The 14,041-nt window shown below is 61.2% G+C and carries 13 protein-coding genes; 8 read left to right on the plus strand and 5 right to left on the minus strand.

Annotated features, from left to right (window positions below):
• Positions 1–2: 2 nt before the first annotated feature.
• From NVV94_RS14155 to NVV94_RS14175, 4 genes are all read right to left on the minus strand, one after another.
• A complete protein-coding gene (locus NVV94_RS14155) occupies positions 3–380 on the minus strand; it encodes a response regulator (RefSeq protein ID WP_258443033.1) in 378 nt (125 codons plus the stop codon).
• Between the two features lie 80 nt (positions 381–460).
• The gene (locus NVV94_RS14160; protein WP_258443034.1) at positions 461–1,660 is read right to left on the minus strand and encodes a hybrid sensor histidine kinase/response regulator; all 1,200 of its coding nucleotides are present in this window, start codon (positions 1,658–1,660) and stop codon (positions 461–463) included.
• Between the two features lie 117 nt (positions 1,661–1,777).
• The gene (locus NVV94_RS14170) at positions 1,778–2,599 is read right to left on the minus strand and encodes a protein-glutamate O-methyltransferase CheR (RefSeq protein WP_258443035.1); all 822 of its coding nucleotides are present in this window, start codon (positions 2,597–2,599) and stop codon (positions 1,778–1,780) included.
• Between the two features lie 4 nt (positions 2,600–2,603).
• Entirely contained in the window at positions 2,604–6,083 is a 3,480-nt protein-coding gene (locus NVV94_RS14175; RefSeq protein WP_258443036.1) for a response regulator, read from the minus strand.
• A gap of 314 nt (positions 6,084–6,397) precedes the next feature.
• Between NVV94_RS14175 and NVV94_RS14180 the strand changes: the two genes are divergently transcribed.
• A complete protein-coding gene (locus NVV94_RS14180) occupies positions 6,398–6,754 on the plus strand; it encodes a response regulator (protein WP_258443037.1) in 357 nt (118 codons plus the stop codon).
• Between the two features lie 6 nt (positions 6,755–6,760).
• Here the strand turns inward: NVV94_RS14180 and NVV94_RS26705 are convergent, their stop codons facing one another.
• Positions 6,761–7,639: a GntR family transcriptional regulator gene (locus tag NVV94_RS26705; protein ID WP_309304246.1), complete on the minus strand. Its 879-nt coding sequence runs from the start codon at positions 7,637–7,639 to the stop codon at positions 6,761–6,763.
• 223 nt (positions 7,640–7,862) lie between these two features.
• Here NVV94_RS26705 and NVV94_RS14195 point away from each other — a divergent pair, with 223 nt between their 5' ends.
• The 7 genes from NVV94_RS14195 (at position 7,863) to NVV94_RS14225 (ending at position 14,040) form a co-directional block, all read left to right on the plus strand.
• Entirely contained in the window at positions 7,863–8,456 is a 594-nt protein-coding gene (locus NVV94_RS14195; protein ID WP_258443038.1) for an amino acid synthesis family protein, read from the plus strand.
• 26 nt (positions 8,457–8,482) lie between these two features.
• The gene (locus tag NVV94_RS14200; RefSeq protein ID WP_258443039.1) at positions 8,483–9,316 is read left to right on the plus strand and encodes an alpha/beta fold hydrolase; all 834 of its coding nucleotides are present in this window, start codon (positions 8,483–8,485) and stop codon (positions 9,314–9,316) included.
• Positions 9,313–10,794: an aldehyde dehydrogenase gene (locus NVV94_RS14205; RefSeq protein WP_258443040.1), complete on the plus strand. Its 1,482-nt coding sequence runs from the start codon at positions 9,313–9,315 to the stop codon at positions 10,792–10,794. Before NVV94_RS14200 ends, NVV94_RS14205 begins: the two co-directional genes overlap by 4 nt.
• Before the next feature lie 13 nt (positions 10,795–10,807).
• Positions 10,808–11,293, plus strand: coding sequence for a flavin reductase family protein (locus NVV94_RS14210; RefSeq protein WP_258443041.1), 486 nt, complete (start codon positions 10,808–10,810; stop codon positions 11,291–11,293).
• Between the two features lie 74 nt (positions 11,294–11,367).
• The gene (locus NVV94_RS14215; protein ID WP_258443042.1) at positions 11,368–12,819 is read left to right on the plus strand and encodes an NAD-dependent succinate-semialdehyde dehydrogenase; all 1,452 of its coding nucleotides are present in this window, start codon (positions 11,368–11,370) and stop codon (positions 12,817–12,819) included.
• A gap of 20 nt (positions 12,820–12,839) precedes the next feature.
• A complete protein-coding gene (locus NVV94_RS14220; protein ID WP_258443044.1) occupies positions 12,840–13,229 on the plus strand; it encodes a carboxymuconolactone decarboxylase family protein in 390 nt (129 codons plus the stop codon).
• Between the two features lie 58 nt (positions 13,230–13,287).
• Positions 13,288–14,040, plus strand: coding sequence for a GntR family transcriptional regulator (locus tag NVV94_RS14225; RefSeq protein WP_258443045.1), 753 nt, complete (start codon positions 13,288–13,290; stop codon positions 14,038–14,040).
• Position 14,041 lies beyond the last annotated feature (1 nt).

Genomic DNA, 14,041 nt, shown 5'->3' on the forward strand with positions numbered 1-14,041 from the left:
GATCAGGCCAACAGCTTCTGAATCTCTTCTTGCAGGATATCCAGATCAAACGGCTTGGCCAGGATCGGCGCCGTGCGCGCGATCGGGCTGCCAGATTCAAGAATCTCCTGCGGATAACCACTGATGAATATCACCTTCAAGTCCGGGCGTAGCTTCACGGCAGGCTCGGCGATCATCAATCCGGAAATCCCTCCCGGCAAACGATAGTCGGTAATCATCAAATCCAGGTTCGGTTTGCTCGCAAGAATCTCGAACGCTTGCTCACCGTTTTCTGCCTGCAGGACCCGATAGCCCTCGCCTGATAGATAGGCGGCGAGCACCATTAGAATCGCGGGCTCGTCCTCAACGATCAGGACGACATCTTCTGCATCTTCACTCATGGAAAGCCTATGTTGTCTCTATCTGCCCATACGACCATGCCAACTGAAGGAGGTTGCCTGGTCGCGGGACTTTATCAGGCCTAGCTTACAGTATTATTCGACAAGGGCAGGCTGACATGGAACAACGCCCCTTCACCGACCGCACTCTGCACGCTGATGGTTCCGCCATGGGCGGCCACGATCTGCTCGGAAATGTACAGCCCCAACCCCAGCCCGGCACTGATATGACTGGCCGAAACCCGCTCGAACTGCTGGAAAATGCGCTTCTGGTTTTCTACGCTGATGCCAATACCCTGGTCGGATACGTCGACACAGGCCATGCCCTTGTCGACGTAGACCCTGACATGAATCGGGCTCTTGGCACCGTAGCGCAAGGCATTGGTCAGCAGGTTGGCGATAACCTGCTCGATGCGGAACTCGTCCCAGGTTCCGAGCACGGGGTACGGTGCATCCAGGCTCAATGACGCATCGGCATCCGCCACCTGTGGGGCGAAGTTTTCCAGCATTCTGGCGACCAGTTTCGTCAGGTCGAAACCTGTAGGCCGGATCGACAGCTTGCCGGTGCGAATGCGCGAGGCGTCGAGCATGTCTTCGATCAAACGGATCAGGCTCTTGATCTGCCGCTCATCGCGATCGACCATGGCACGCATTTTGTCGAGGGTAAACGCATCGGCGTTGCCCCGATCCAGGTGCAACTTGCGCAACTGGGTTTCCAGGATCAACCCGTTCAGGGGCGTACGCACTTCGTGCGAGACGATGGACATGAAGTCATCGCGCATGCGCACCGCATGCTCGAGTTCTTCCTGGGTCACCTGGAGGCGCTCGAGCAGCACCTCTTGCTCCCGGCGGCTGCATTCCAACGCTTCGACTTGTCGATTGATGGCCTTGCGCTGGCGGTAGAGGTCGACAAACACACTGACCTTGCTCTTGACCGCATGGATATCCAGCGGCTTGTGCAGGAAATCCACCGCGCCGCTTTCATAGCCCTTGAAGGTGTAGTTCATTTCCCGGCCTGCGGCACTGACGAAGACAATGGGAATGCTCTTGGTCTTTGCCGTGCTGCGCATCAGCTCGGCCAATTCAAAGCCGTTCATCCCGGGCATCTGGACATCGAGAATGGCCATGGCGAATTCATGTTGCAGCAGGAGGGAAAGGGCTTCGTCGGCAGACAAGGCCTTGTAGACGGCGCGATCCTCCCCCCTGATCAGCGCCTCCAGCGCCAACAGCTTCTCTGGCAGGTCGTCGACGATCAGCAATTTCGCTTCGATGTTGCTTGGCATGGGGTTTTTTCCAGCTCGGCGAGCAAATGCCCTATGCCGTTCAATGGGAGAATGAAATCAGGCGCATGCAGCTTGAGGGCTGCCCGCGGGCACCGATGACAATCGCTTCGGGCCTGTTCATGATTTGCGGAAGATCCTTTCCTTCCTGGCCAATGCTTCGAACTGATCGGCATAGGCAGAGAAGTCCAGCGTTTCCTTGCTGCCAAGCATCAGAAAACCGCGGTGGCACAACGATTCATGGAACAGGCCGAAGGCCCGGTCCTGCAATTTCTTGTTGAAGTAGATCAGCACGTTGCGGCATGAAATCAGCTGGGTTTCGGAGAACACACTGTCGGTCGCCAGGCTGTGGTCGGCGAACGTCACGTTCTCACGCAGGCGGCTGTCGAAGATCGCGTTGCCATAGGCGGCCGTGTAATAGTCGGCGAACGAGCATCGACCACCGGCTTTCTGGTAATTCCCCGTATAGGCGCGAACGCTGTGCATCGAATAGATTCCTTGCTTGGCCTTTTCCAGTGAGCTCGGATTGATATCGGTAGCATAGATAATGGTGCGATCGAGCAAACCTTCCTCGCGCAACAGGATGGCCATGGAATAGACCTCCTCGCCCGTGCTGCAACCGGCGATCCAGACTTTGATCGAGGGGTAGGTCTTGAGCAGCGGTACCACTTCGCGACGTATCGCCAGGAAGTGCATGGGGTCGCGAAACATCTCGCTGACCGGTATGGTCAGGTACTGCAGCAATTGCCTCAACGTCGTGGGGTCGTGCAGCACCCGCTCCTGCAAGGCCGACACGGTATTGCATTGCAGTTGGTGCAGCGCATACAGGACACGGCGCTTGATCGAGGACCCGCAATAGTCGCGAAAATCGTAGCTGTACTTGAGGTAGATGGCCTCCATCAGCAGATGAATCTCGATATCGGTATTGCGCTCCGTTGCCATGTCCCTAGATTCGCTCCATTTGCGGTAACCACACCCGGATCAAAGAAAACAGCCGGTTCAGGTCGATGGGTTTGGCCAGGTAATCGTTGGCGCCGGCCTGCAGGCAACGCTCCTGGTCGTCCTTCATGGCCTTGGCCTTGGCCGTGACGGCGATGATCGGCAGCTTGCGCCAGCGCGGTTCCAGGCGGATCAGCCGGGTCGCTTCAAAGCCGTCCATTTCCGGCATCATCACATCCATCAGCACCAGATCAATGTCCTCCACTGCATTGAGTTTCTCAATGGCTTCGCGACCGTTGCGACCTATTTCGACAGTCGCCCCCTTATGCTCCAGGGCGCTGGTCAGTGCGAAAATATTGCGCACATCGTCATCGACCAGGAGGATCTTGCGCCCTTCGAAGACCTTGTCACGACTGCGCGCGGTCTTGAGCATTTTCTGGCGTTCGTGGGACAACTTCGATTCGACCTGGTGCAGAAACAGCGTCACTTCATCGAGCAGGCGCTCTGGCGAACGCGCGCCCTTGATGATGATCGAGCGCGAATACTTGAACAGCTCCGCCTCTTCCTCGCGGGTCATGTTGCGACCGGTATAGATGATCACCGGCGGGAACGAACGGATCTCCTCGCTGGACATGCGCTTGAGCAGATCGTTGCCCTGCATGTCCGGCAACTTGAGGTCGATGATCATGCAGTCGTAGACGTTCGCGCGCAGCAGATCGAGTGCTTCCTGGGCCAGGCCTACGGCGGTGATTTCGATGTCCTCGTCGCCGATCAGGCGGGCGATGCTGTCGCGTTGCAGGTCATCGTCCTCCACCAGCAAAATGTGCTTGAGCTTCTGCGTCAGCCTGGCTTCGAGGCGAGAGAAGACTTCCTTGAGTTGTTCGCGGCTGGTCGGTTTCAACGCATAGCCGACGGCCCCCATGTGCATGGCAGCCTCGACACGGTCCTCGACCGAAATTACATGGACCGGGATGTGCCGAGTGGCCGGCAGCTCCTTGAGCCGCTGCAGCACGGTCAGGCCGGAATGGTCCGGCAGGCGCATATCGAGCAGGACTGCGTCGGGAACAAAGCGCTCGGCCAGGTCGAAGCCTTCGTCGGCGGCTTGGGCGACCAGGCAGCTGTAGCCCAGCTCGTGGGCCAGGTCAAAGAGGATCCGGGCAAAATTCGGTTCGTCCTCGATCACCAGGATGCAACGATTGGCAAACGGGGCGAGCCCCCGGTCATCGGGGAACGCGGCGGCCGGCTCGGTCGCCTCGACGCTGTCGGGAACGACATCGAGCGGAGGACTGAGCGACGAAACCGGCGCTTCATCCGCTGGCGCTGGCTGATAATGTTCCGGCAACTCCAGGGTAAAGGTGCTGCCCTGCCCCAGTTCGCTGCTGACGGTGATCCGCCCGCCCAGCAGCAGCGCCAGGTCACGCGAGATCGACAGGCCAAGGCCGGTGCCGCCGTAGCGGCGGTTGGTGGTGCCGTCGGCCTGACGGAAGGCTTCGAAAATGCTCTGTTGTTGATCGTCGGCGATACCAATGCCGCTGTCGTGCACGGCAAAGGCGATGCCACCGGCAGGCAGACGAGAGACGCGCAAGCCGACATTGCCGTGCTCGGTGAACTTATGCGCATTGGACAGCAGGTTCTTGAGAATCTGCTCGACGCGCTGGCGGTCGGTGTAGAGCATTTGCGGGACGTCGGGCTCGATTTCCAGCGTGAACGTCAGCTGTTTTTGCGCCACCAAGGGTTGGAACATGCCGCGCAAGCCTTCGGCCAGGCGCACCACGCTGGTGTTTTCCGGACGCATGTCGAGCTTGCCGGCCTCGACCTTGGAAATATCGAGAATATCGTTGATCAGGTTCAGCAGGTCATTACCGGCCGAATAGATCGACTCGCTGAACCTGACCTGCTCCTCACTGAGGTTGCCCTGTGGGTTCTCGGCCAGCAGTTTGGCCAGGATCAGCGAACTGTTGAGCGGTGTGCGCAGCTCGTGGGACATGTTGGCCAGAAACTCGGACTTGTACTTGCTTGAGCGCTGCAGTTCATCGGCGCGGTCCTGGAGCAGTGCCTGGACCTCCTTCAAGTCGGCATTGCGGCGGTTCAGTGCATCGCGCTGTTCGGCCAGCGCTTCGGTACGCTCGGCCAGTTGCTCGTTGGTCTGCTCCAGTTCCGCCTGCTGCGCTTCCAGGTGCGCCTGGGACTCCTTGAGCACGCATGACTGCTCTTCGAGCTCTTCGTTGGCGGTCTTGAGTTCTTCCTGCTGCACCTGCAACTCTTCATTGAGCTGCTGGGTCTCGGCAAGGACTTCCTGCAGGCGCTGGCGATAGCGCGCTGCCTCGATCGAGGTACCCAGGTTACTGGCCAGCAGCTCCAGCAGTTCGATATCACGCTCGGCCAACTCACGCAAAAAGCCCAGCTCCACCACCCCGTTGATCTGCTCATCGTTGGTGGTCGGCACCACCAGCACACTGCGTGGCGAGCCTTCGCCCAGGCCCGAACTGAACTTGAAGTAGTCGCCCGGCACGTCGTCCAGGCGCAGCAGCCGCGCCTGCTGGACCGCCTGGCCGACGATGCCTTCGCCACTTTGCAGGGTTTGCTCCTGGGCCTCCTGCTCGCCGGAGAAACCATAGGAGGCAACCCTGCGCAGGCCGCCATGCTCATCGCGCACATAGACCGCCGCCACGACGCTGCCCAGGTAGCGGGCAAAAAACTCCAGGATGTTGCGCCCCAGCATCTGCAGGGACAGCTGGCCCAGCACCTGGTCGGCCAGTTCGGTCTGGCCGGTACGTAGCCAGGCTTGTTGTTGCAAGCGCCTGGCACTGTTCTGTTGGGACACCAGGCTGGCTGAGTAGCTATTCGACAGCTCGAGCAGATCCCGTCGGCCGAAAAAGGCCAGCAGGCAGCTGAGAACCACTACAAACAACAGGTACATCGCGCTGGCCAGGACGGTGGTGCGGCTGACATCTTCATTGCGTGCAACCCGCAGTTGCTGCTCCATCGAGACGAACTGATCGTACTCCTTGCGGATTTCATCGGTCAGGCGCTTGCCCTGGCCGGCCCGGACTGCTGCGGGGTAGTCGCCATTGCCACGGCGCAACGCAATCATCTGCCGGGCGAAGCTGTCCCATTCATTCTGCAGGGCCTGCAACCGGGCCACCCGGTCGACCTGCTGCGGGTTGTCCGCCACTCGGTCCCTGAGCGACGACAGCTCGGCAGTGATGCGCGGCCTGGCGACTTCGTAGGGATCGAGAAACTGCTCATCGCCCGTGATCAGGTAACCGCGCATGCCGGTTTCCATGTCGATGGAGAGCTTCAGCGCTTCATTGGCGTTGGTGATGACCCGGTCAGTGTGTTCCACCCATTGGATGACCGAGAGCAAGTAGCTGATGACGGCGGCGAATACCATCGCGCTCAACAGGCCTACCCCCAGGGGCAGGGACACGTTGCGGCTCAGAAGCTTGCGGAAACTGCGCTCATCAATAGCAGGAGGCTGGATCATCTTCAAAGGCCTGGACGATGTGACGATGACTGGAGTGTGCCGCACGCTGGAGCAAAAGGTGTGATGTACCGGCAAATGATCAGCTGTTCCTTACTGATTTTCTGCGGTGTCACTAGGGTTTCTAGAAGGGTATGACACTAATTGCCAGTCATTGGGCCGCAGACCGTGCTAAAAATTCCGTAGCGGTCCTTGTGCAGGCTCCTGCACAGCGCATCAGGATTTCACAAGGCCATGGGAACTTAACGGCCACCCAGGCGTATTGATAATTAACCGCCTGTCCCAGGCGTCACAATTACCTGAGCGGGATACCCAAGATGTCCGACAGCATCATACTCGTCGTCGAAGACGACGCCATTGTGCGCATGCTGATAGTCGACGTGCTTGAGGAGCTTGCGTTCACAGTACTGGAAGCTGACGGCAGTGATTCAGCGCTGAGAATAATCGAGGACCAGGGCCAGGCCATCGATCTGATGATGACGGACGTTGGCCTGCCTGGAATGGATGGCATGGCGTTGGCCACCAGAGCTCGGGAAATTCGTCCACGTCTGCCGGTGCTCTTTGCCAGTGGCTATGCTGAAAATATCGAGGTGCCGCAGGGCATGCACGTGATCGGCAAGCCCTTCTCGATCGACCAGCTGCGCGACAAGGTCAAATCGATATTGGTACCCTGACCCGGCTCAGCTCTTCTTGCGGATCTCGTTGAGACCGCTGGCCACCTTCAGGTGCCGGTAGAGCAAGGTCGACGCCCATTCCCGATCGCCCTGCTCCAGCGCATCGAGTATCTCCAGGTGCTCGCGGCAGGAGGTGCGCACCCGTTCGATATTCGACACCGTATGAAATTCCGTAAGGCGGCGCAGCCGGTTCTGCTGTTGTACGGTCTGCAGGATGAACGAGTTGCCCGAGGCGCTGGCCAGCAACTCATGGAACTCGGCGTTGGCCTCGAAGAAGCTGAGGCTGTCCGGCGTTCCCTCGAGCAGCGCCAGTTGACGCTCACGGCAACGCTGCAAGCGTTCCTTTGGCAGGTGATAAGTCGGCTCAAGCAGCCCGGCGGGCTCCAGCAGCATACGAAAGCGGTAACTCTCGAAACGCTTGGCCGGTGAGCTCAAGGTCGGCAGGAACATCCAGCCGTGGCCATGCTTGCGCTGCATCACTCCTTCGTCGGACAGGCGCAGCAAGCAACGGCGCAACACCGCCTTGCCAACCCCATAGCGCCGCAGCAGATCACTTTCCATGACCTGGTCGGGCAACGCCTGGGCAAGCCGATCATCGATCAGGCGCTGATACAAGTCTTCATCTTCACCTACCGGCAGGCTGACCTTGGCCTGTTCGGCGCTGACCGGCTGGGCGCGCACCCCGTAGCCCTGTGCCGGCAGGGGTTCGATCAAGTCTTGCGAAGCCAGGTAAGCCAGTGCGCCACGCACCGGAGAACGGGACACGCCGAAACGCTCGGCCAGTTCGACTTCCTTGAGATGGCTGCCAGGGGCCAACTCGCCGGACTGGATTGCCGTGAGGATCTCGCTGGCGACTTTAACCTGTAGCGCAGTGGGTTGAATCATTGAAACGAGTCCTTATCGACGCCGGCCTTGGCGTCAGCAGCGGAACGCTAACGCAAGCGCAGGCAAAGTTCCAGTCAATTGGCGCCACAGGCGGCGCCTGCCGGCCTTTAACGACCTTCTGTCGACTCGAAGCAGCACGAACTTGCACAGAGGGCTTGCATACACAATATTATGGTATACCATCATACAGCACGCTTACCCCCACTCTCATATGGAGCAGGTCATGAGTTTCGAAATTCGCAAAATCGTCAGCTATGTCGAAGAAACCTTCATCGAGGGCGGCAAGGCCGCCGACAAGCCCGTGACCATGGTTGGCCTGGCCGTCGTGATCAAGAACCCATGGATAGGCGGCTTCGTCGAAGACCTCAAGCCGCAAATCCGTGAAAACTGCTCAGGCCTGGGTGCCCTGATGGTCGAGCGTCTGGTCGGCATCATCGGCGGCGCCGAGAAGATCGAAGCCTATGGCAAGGCCGCCGTGGTCGGTGCCGATGGCGAGATCGAGCACGCCTCGGCGGTGATCCATACCCTGCGCTTCGGCAACCACTACCGCGAAGCGGTCAAGGCCAAGAGCTACCTGAGCTTTACCAACAAGCGCGGCGGTCCTGGCACCTCGATCCAGATCCCGATGATGCACAAGGATGACGAAGGCCTGCGCTCGCACTACATCACCCTGGAAATGCAGATCGAAGACGCGCCGCGTGCCGACGAAATCGTCGTCGTGCTGGGTTGCGCCGACGGTGGCCGCCTGCACCCGCGCATCGGCAACCGTTACATCGACCTGGAAGAACTGGCTGCAGAAAAAGCCCAACAACAATAATCGGGCGTGTCACCAAGGAGCGACCCATGATTCGGCTCACCGCTGAACGCACCCCGGCCGGCACCAGTTACCTGGCGACCGGCCAAGGCCAACCCGTGGTACTGATCCACGGCGTGGGCTTGAACAAAGAGATGTGGGGCGGCCAGATCGTTGGTCTCGCTGCGCACTACCGCGTCATTGCCTATGACATGCTCGGCCATGGCGCCAGCCCGCGCCCGGCCTCGGGCACCGGGCTGCTCGGCTATGCCGACCAACTGCTCGAATTGCTCGAACACTTGCAGCTGCCCAAGGCAACGGTTATCGGCTTTTCCATGGGCGGCCTGGTGGCACGGGCCTTCGCCCTGCACTACCCGCAGCACCTGGAGGGGCTGGTGGTCTTGAACAGCGTGTTCAACCGCACGCCCGAACAGCGTGCCGGGGTGATCGAGCGTACTGCCCAGGCCGCCGAACATGGCCCGGACGCCAATGCCGAAGCCGCCCTGTCACGCTGGTTCAGCCGCGAATACCAGGCGGCCAACCCGGCGCAGATCGCCGCGATCCGCCAGACCCTGGCCAGCAATGACCCCCAGGGTTACCTGACCACCTATGAGCTGTTCGCAACCCAGGACATGTACCGCGCCGACGACCTGGGCAATATCCAGGCACCAACCCTGATCGCCACCGGCGAACTGGACCCGGGCTCCACCCCGGAAATGGCCCGGCAACTGGCCGAGCGCATTCCCGGTGCGCAGGTTGCCGTGCTCGCCGAACAACGGCACATGATGCCGGTAGAGTCGCCGCGCCTGGTCAACCAGGTGCTGCTGGACTTTCTCAACAACGCACAAACCCTTCAGAACTCAGCAAAGGGGATAGTTGCATGACACTCGCACGTTTCCAGATGTGCATCGACGGCCAATGGGTCGATGCGCTGTCCGGCAAGACCTTCGAAAGCCTCAACCCAGCCCTGGCGCAAGCCTGGGCCGAACTGCCCGATGCCGACGAAGCCGATGTGGAGCGCGCCGTCCAGGCCGCCCAGAAAGCCTTCGAGAACCCGGCCTGGCGTGGCCTCAGCGCCACCGCCCGGGGCAAGCTGTTGCGCCGCCTGGGTGACCTGATCGGTGAGAACAAGGAGCACCTGGCGCAGCTGGAAAGCCGCGACAACGGCAAGCTGATCCGCGAGACCCGTGGCCAGGTCAACTACCTGCCGGAGTTCTTCCACTACACCGCGGGCCTGGCCGACAAGCTCGAAGGCGGCACCTTGCCGCTGGACAAGCCCGACCTGTTCGCCTACACAGTGCACGAGCCGATCGGCGTGGTCGCCGGGATCATCCCCTGGAACAGCCCGCTGTACCTGACCGCGATCAAACTGGCGCCAGCCCTGGCGGCGGGCAACACCATCGTGCTCAAGCCGTCGGAACACGCTTCGGCAACCATTCTCGAGCTGGCGCGCCTGGCCCTGGAAGCCGGCATTCCTCCAGGTGTGGTCAACGTCGTCACCGGTTATGGCCCGAGCACCGGCGCTGCACTCACCCGCCATCCGCTGGTGCGCAAGATCGCCTTCACCGGCGGCGCGGCCACGGCTCGCCATGTGGTGCGCAGCAGCGCCGAGAACTTCGCCAAGCTGTCGCTGGAACTGGGTGGCAAGTCGCCGAACATCATCTTCGCCGACGCCGATCTGGACAGCGCCATCAACGGCGCCGTGGCCGGCATCTACGCCGCCTCCGGGCAGAGCTGCGTATCCGGTTCGCGCCTGCTGGTGCAAGATGAAATCTACGACGAGTTCGTCGAACGCCTGATCGCCCGGGCCAAGCGCATCCGCATCGGCAACCCACAGGACGAAACCAGCGAAATGGGCCCCATGGCCACCGCCCAGCAACTGGCGGTGGTCGAAGGCCTGGTCGCCGACGCGATCGCCGAAGGTGCGCGCCTGCGCCTGGGCGGCAAGCGTCCGCAAATGGACAGCGCGGGCTGGTACTACGAGCCGACCCTGTTCGAATGCGATCACAACTCGATGAAGATCATGCAGGAAGAAGTCTTCGGACCGGTCGCCTCGGTGATCCGCTTCAAGGACGAGGCCGAGGCCCTGGCCATCGCCAACGACTCGCAGTTCGGCCTGGCCGCCGGGATCTGGACTCGCGACCTGGGCCGTGCCCACCGCCTGGCTCGCGATGTGCGCTCCGGGATCATCTGGGTCAACACCTACCGCGCGGTCTCGGCCATGGCGCCGATCGGCGGTTTCAAGAACAGCGGCTACGGTCGCGAGAGCGGCATCGATTCGGTGCTGGCCTATACCGAGCTGAAAACGGTATGGATCAACCTCTCGCAAGCGCCGATGCCCGACCCTTTCGTGATGCGTTAAGAGGTGGCCTGACATGATCGAACCCGGCATTTACAAAGAGGTGATGGGCTCATTCCCATCCGGTGTGACCGTGGTCACCACGCTCGACGCGCAAGGCGAGATTGTCGGCATTACCGCCAGCGCCTTCAGCGCCCTGTCGATCGACCCGGCGCTGGTGCTGTTTTGCCCCAACTACGGCTCCGACACTTACCCGGTGCTGCACCAGAGCAAACAGTTCGCCATTCATTTGCTGTCCGCTGACCAGCAAGCCGAAGCCTACGCCTTTGCCGGCAAGGGCAAGGACAAGGCCGCCGGCATCGAGTGGCACCTGAGCGAGCTGGGCAACCCGCTGCTGAGCAAGGCCACGGCGATCATCGAGTGCGAACTGTGGCGTGAATACGATGGCGGCGACCACGCCATCATCGTCGGCGCGGTGAAGAACCTGATCCTGCCCGAAGCACCGGTGACGCCGATGGTTTACCACAAAGGCAAGCTGGGCGCCTTGCCCACCCTCGCCTGACGCTTTTCTTCAGGGCCGCGCACTACCCCACACTCGGTAGCGGCCCCTTTTTATTCAACACGCCCGGAGCCGGCATGACCCCAGCAGCCTTGCAACTGTTCCGCCAGCAGGCCTATCTCGATGGCCAATGGCGCGATGCGTCCGATGGCACACGCCAGGACATCTTCAACCCCGCCACCGGCCAATGCATCGGCCAGGTGCCGAACCTTGGCGCCGTTGAAGCCCGTGAAGCCATCGCCGCCGCCAACGCCGCCTGGCCCGCCTGGCGCGCACGCACGGCCAAGGAGCGCAGCAGCCTACTCAAGCGCTGGCATGCGCTGATGCTGGAGAACGCCGAGGCCCTGGCCGAAATCCTCACCCTGGAACAAGGCAAGCCGCTGAGTGAGGCCCGTGGCGAGATTCTCTATGCCGCCAGCTTCATCGAATGGTTCGCCGAAGAAGCCAAGCGCATCTATGGCGACACCATCCCCAGCCACAAGCCCGATGCCCGTATCGTGGTCAGCAAGGAGCCGATCGGTGTGGTCGCGGCCATCACCCCGTGGAATTTCCCGGCGGCAATGATCACCCGCAAGGCCGGGCCCGCCCTGGCTGCTGGCTGCCCGGTCATCGTCAAGCCGGCGCCGGAAACGCCGTTCTCGGCCCTGGCCATGGCCGCCCTGGCGGAGCAAGCCGGTATTCCAGCCGGCATTTTCAACGTCATCACCGGCGATGCCGTGGCCATCGGCGGCGAACTGACCGCCAGCCCCGTGGTGCGCAAGCTGTCCTTCACCGGCTCCACCGCCATCGGCAAGTTGCTGATGGCCCAGTGCGCGCCGACCTTGAAGAAAGTCTCGCTGGAACTGGGCGGCAACGCGCCCTTTATCGTCTTCGACGATGCCGACCTGGAGCGCGCCGTCGAAGGCGCGCTGATCGCCAAATTCCGCAACGCCGGCCAGACCTGCGTGTGCGTCAACCGCTTCCTGGTGCAGGACGGCATCCATGACGCCTTCGTCACGCGCCTGGCCGAACGGGTGTGTGAGCTCAACGTCGGCAACGGCTTCGATGAGGGTGTCAGCCAGGGGCCGTTGATCAACGAACGCGCCGTGGCCAAGGTCCAGGAACATGTCGAGGATGCCCTGGAACAAGGCGCACGACTGCTCTGCGGCGGCGAACGGCATGCCCTGGGCCATGGTTTCTTCCAGCCTACCGTGCTGGCCGAGCTCACCACGCAAATGAAGGTCGCCCGCGAGGAAACCTTCGGGCCACTGGCGGCGGTGTTCCGCTTCAGCGACGAAGCCCAGGCCGTGCACATGGCCAACGACACCGAGTTCGGCCTGGCCGCCTACTGCTACACCCGCGACCTGGGCCGGGCCTGGCGCATGAGCGAGGCGCTGGAGTACGGCATGGTCGGGATCAACGAAGGGCTGATTTCCACGGAAGTCGCGCCCTTTGGCGGTATCAAGTCTTCCGGCCTTGGCCGCGAGGGCTCCAGGTACGGCATCGACGATTACCTTGAGATCAAATACACCCTCATGGGTGGACTGTAACGCGGCAGGAGGATCAGCACATGAGCAATGAAAAATACGAAAAGGGCCTGGCCATTCGCACCCAGGTGCTGGGCGAGGCGTACGTGAACAAGTCGATCGAGAATGCCGACGACTTCAACCGCCCTCTGCAGGAGATGGTCACCGAGTACTGCTGGGGCCACGTCTGGGGCCGCGAGGGTTTATCGCTCAAGGAACGCAGCATGATAAACTTGGCGATGATTTCGGCGCTCAATCGCCCCCATGAACTCAAGCTCCATGTACGCGGCGCCTTGCGTAACGGCCTGAGTCGTGAACAAATACGTGAAATTCTGCTTCAGGTCGGTATCTATTGCGGTGTACCCGCGGCCGTAGACAGTTTCCGTCTCGCTCGCGAAGCCTTCGCCGAGGCCGACGCTGAGGCATCCAGTTAACGAATGGCTGTTTGAACATCCGGCAGCATCTGCGACAGCCATTATTAGAGCGGACCCAATGAAACGCCAGCCACTCGACGACAGCTTCAAGGTCAATCGCAACCCCGTCACCCTGCGCGAAATCGTGCTGGACAAGCTGCGCAGCGCCATCATGAGCTTTCAATTGCTCCCGGGCGATCGCCTGGTCGAGCGCGACCTTTGCGACCGTCTGGGCGTGAGCCGGACCTCGGTTCGCGAAGCCCTGCGCCATCTGGAATCCGAAGGGCTGGTGGAATTCGCCGATGCCAAGGGCCCGCGGGTCGCCATCATCACCCTGGAGAATGCCCGGGATATCTACGAGCTGCGTTGCGTGCTCGAAGGCCTGATCGTCCAGCTGTTTACCCTCAACGCCAAGGCCAAGGACATTCGTGCCCTGGAAAAGGCCCTCGAGGAGAACCGCAAGGCCCTCGAGGAGGGCGAACTGCAACAGGTGCTCGAATCGGTGCAGGGTTTCTACGACGTGTTGCTCGAAGGTTCGGGCAATGACGTCGCTGCCCAGCAACTGCGCCAGCTACAGGCACGCATCAGCTACCTGCGCGCCACGTCCGTGTCCCAGGAAAACCGTCGTGGCGCCAGCAACCAGGAAATGGTCCGCATCGTCGAAGCGATCAAGAGCGGCGACCCGCTGGCCGCGCACCAGGCCTCGGTCGACCACGTGCGCTCCGCCGCCAAGGTGGCACTGGAATACCTGCGCCAGAAGCAGAATGAAACCGGCAAGGTGCGCGACATCGCCTTGCCAATCGCCCTCAAAGAACCTCGCATAGGCCACTGAT

Origin of the sequence: Pseudomonas sp. LS1212, assembly GCF_024741815.1 — a bacterium.
GTDB lineage: Bacteria > Pseudomonadota > Gammaproteobacteria > Pseudomonadales > Pseudomonadaceae > Aquipseudomonas.

What these genes read in the sequence shown, in the direction of transcription:
- NVV94_RS14155 (WP_258443033.1), bottom strand. Translation starts at nt 380, where the DNA reads ATGAGTGAAGATGCAGAAGATGTCGTCCTGATCGTTGAGGACGAGCCC.
- NVV94_RS14160 (WP_258443034.1), bottom strand. Translation starts at nt 1,660, where the DNA reads ATGCCAAGCAACATCGAAGCGAAATTGCTGATCGTCGACGACCTGCCA.
- NVV94_RS14170 (WP_258443035.1), bottom strand. Translation starts at nt 2,599, where the DNA reads ATGGCAACGGAGCGCAATACCGATATCGAGATTCATCTGCTGATGGAG.
- NVV94_RS14175 (WP_258443036.1), bottom strand. Translation starts at nt 6,083, where the DNA reads ATGATCCAGCCTCCTGCTATTGATGAGCGCAGTTTCCGCAAGCTTCTG.
- NVV94_RS14180 (WP_258443037.1), top strand. Translation starts at nt 6,398, where the DNA reads ATGTCCGACAGCATCATACTCGTCGTCGAAGACGACGCCATTGTGCGC.
- NVV94_RS26705 (WP_309304246.1), bottom strand. Translation starts at nt 7,639, where the DNA reads ATGATTCAACCCACTGCGCTACAGGTTAAAGTCGCCAGCGAGATCCTC.
- NVV94_RS14195 (WP_258443038.1), top strand. Translation starts at nt 7,863, where the DNA reads ATGAGTTTCGAAATTCGCAAAATCGTCAGCTATGTCGAAGAAACCTTC.
- NVV94_RS14200 (WP_258443039.1), top strand. Translation starts at nt 8,483, where the DNA reads ATGATTCGGCTCACCGCTGAACGCACCCCGGCCGGCACCAGTTACCTG.
- NVV94_RS14205 (WP_258443040.1), top strand. Translation starts at nt 9,313, where the DNA reads ATGACACTCGCACGTTTCCAGATGTGCATCGACGGCCAATGGGTCGAT.
- NVV94_RS14210 (WP_258443041.1), top strand. Translation starts at nt 10,808, where the DNA reads ATGATCGAACCCGGCATTTACAAAGAGGTGATGGGCTCATTCCCATCC.
- NVV94_RS14215 (WP_258443042.1), top strand. Translation starts at nt 11,368, where the DNA reads ATGACCCCAGCAGCCTTGCAACTGTTCCGCCAGCAGGCCTATCTCGAT.
- NVV94_RS14220 (WP_258443044.1), top strand. Translation starts at nt 12,840, where the DNA reads ATGAGCAATGAAAAATACGAAAAGGGCCTGGCCATTCGCACCCAGGTG.
- NVV94_RS14225 (WP_258443045.1), top strand. Translation starts at nt 13,288, where the DNA reads ATGAAACGCCAGCCACTCGACGACAGCTTCAAGGTCAATCGCAACCCC.